The following is a 2,791-nucleotide window of genomic DNA, read 5'->3' as shown; positions in this document are numbered from 1 at the left end:
GGCGGTGACGGTACAGTCGTAACCGGTGAACAGCGGGCTCATCAGGGTGATATTGCCGGTCGTGCCGGTCAGGTCAGGAAAGCTGTTTGAGATCGGCACACCGTTTATGTCAATATTCTGCAAAGTGACATAATAGTCAACGGAAGAAGTCCCGCCATCGGCCGGATTATTTGGATAGAATCCCCAGAAAATCTCGTAGGAGTCGATCATGCCATCGCCGTCGGTGTCATTGGAAGTTCCGAGATTATTGAACAACGAAATGGTGCCGCGGGAAACCGCGATGTTGCCAAGATAATCCTTGGCGTAGGCCTGTACGACATTGTCGCCGTACTGCAGGTCGCGAACCCAGGCTCGCCACTGTTCCGGGGCGGCGGTTGGCGACGGGTTTGGATCGGCGTGCCAGGTCGGTCCGGATCCGGTAAAATCATCGTAATAGTATTCAATTGTATCGACGGAAGAGTTTGGCTCGGAGCTGACCGAAACGGTTACGGTGATTCCGGAATCGATATTACCACTGACCTGCTGATCGACGGCCGGCGAATTGTCGATCACCGGAGAGACCACGTCAATGGTCAGGTACGGCGGGACATTATCGAGAATAATCGAATCACTGTAGGTTTCGGAGATATTACCGAACTCATCCATGCAGGTGACATAAAATTCCTGCGGTGTCTCGCCCGATTTATCATCCGGATTATCGTAAAGTACTGCAGGTGCGGTCGCGCTGTAGGCTTGCCAGACCGTATCGTCGTAAGCGGGATCATCCTGGTGGCGGCAGGTCCAGATATCGTCCCAGCGTTGGATGCACATCTTGGTGATCGTGTTACCAACCGTCGACTGGCAATCAATGGACAAGGTGACATTGAGGGATGCGGTCTTGGGAAAGTTATTGTTAACGGCAAGGACTCCGTACATGCCGCCATCGAGTCGGGCGGCGGCAAAATCGATATCAGTACCGTCGAGCGAAGTCTGATAACCGGAGACGAGAAGGCGGCCGATGGCATCAAAGGCAACGCCGCCGGACTGATCAGCGTTACCAAGGAAATCGATCGCTTTAAGGGTACTTGAATATTCTCCGGCAGTCACATCATAGGAGCCATCCGGATCCAACAAGCCGTCGTTGAGAAAACGGGCAAAGAGAAAATCGGTATCGGCAACGGTCCCCGAAAATGGCGTGGTAACGCCTGAAGCGAGATATTTGAGTTCGAAATCCATGTAGGATACCGAGTAAAACGCATCATCACTGCTGTCATCGACGCCGGAGGATCCGGAATCGAAATCGACCAGAACAACACCGGGGGTATTGGTTGAACTGAAATTCGAGTCAAGGTCGCCAGCCGCTGTCATGCGGATCAGGGCGGCGTCATTGCTGAGGCTCGGCACAGTATCAAAATTGTTATACATCGATCCGGCGGCAACGATCTCATCAAACTCATTGACCACCAGGTCATAGATTGAACCTTCATACCCGCCAAAAACATAAAACCCGTTTAATGCTGTGCTGAAGTTCGTATCAAAAGAGCCATCGGAATTAAGTGAGACGAAAAACGGTGTGTTGGTGCCGGCATTATCCGAATGACCGCCCAGGACAATCCGGTCGGCATTGGCCGAAGAGAGGACTCCAATGCCATTGGCCGTATCATCACTGTCGACCGGAATAATGGCGCCGCCGGCATAGGTGGCGCCAACGTCAAAGGATAATTTGCCGTCGTTGTCAAAAGAATTATCGAACTGGCCGGTTGAGGTCAGACGACCGACGGCGACATCGTTATCGCCATTAGCCGTAACCACGGTCCAGCCGGAAAAGACAATATTGCCGCTGCCATCAATGACAATGCCGTGTACCTGGTCGTTCCGCAACGACCCGGAGAAGTCGTCGGCGAGATAACCGGTTGAGTTAAAGGTTGTATCGAGAGAGCCGTCTGCGTTGAACCGGACGATCAGGGTATCGTCCTGACTTCCATCGTTGTGGTAGCCCGCCACAACAATCTTGTCATCATCCTGAAGAACCATGTCGGTTACGACATCGTTGCCCGAGAGAACCAATCTCGCATCGCCGCCGGTCCCGAATGTCGTATCAAGAGCACCATCAGCAGCACCATAGCGCCGAACCACGACATCAGTATCACCGGAAAAAGATGTATGCCCGGCAACGACAATGCCACCACTGCTCTGAACGGCAATCGAATGGCCATAGGCCGGATTATTGGCATTCAGCGGATCGAGTTTACCATCAAGGCTGAAGGCGGGATCAAGGACTCCGACCCCGGCAGATGCCGGCATGGCAGTGGCGAACAGGATACAGATTCCGATCAGGAAACGATACCAGTGACTCTTCATAAGACTTCTCCGTGGGCTAGGTACAGACAGGCTCTTTCACAGTCAAAAACATTGAATTTACTCGAAAAAACGACAACTTTTGCATTGATGCGCAAAAATTGCGTTATTACAAACTTGACTCGAACAGCAAAACTCTTTTTCGGTACGCTCATAAACTATTGAAATCCCGTTTAAAACAATCCTTGAACCTGAAAAAAACAGAAACAGAACTATTCTTCGACACTTATAATTTGCAAATATCAGGCCATGTGTCAGGAATAATAAAAAAACCGAATTTTCAACAGGTTAGCTTATCTAATTAAACATAATTAAATGTCGGGAAAACCCAAGCTGTAAGCTGTAAGCTGTAAGTTGGCAGTTGGCAGTTTGTTAAAAAAAATACAAACTTAATAGAAAGGAAGAGAAGGGTCTGGGCGCCACCAAGGCACCGAGTTCTCGAAGGAAGGAAAAG

1 protein-coding gene is annotated in these 2,791 nt (G+C 50.4%); it reads right to left on the bottom strand.

The annotated features are described in order from the left end of the window. Positions 1-2,340 (bottom strand): hypothetical protein (locus C0623_05370; GenBank protein PLY01423.1); only part of this gene is annotated, 2,340 nt, incomplete at its 3' end. Positions 2,341-2,791: the final 451 nt, after the last annotated feature.

The sequence above is a fragment of the Desulfuromonas sp. genome, from assembly GCA_002869615.1.
Lineage (GTDB): Bacteria > Desulfobacterota > Desulfuromonadia > Desulfuromonadales > UBA2294 > BM707.
Note: the sequence above shows the minus strand (reverse complement) of the source record. Positions and strands in the feature narration are given on the sequence as shown.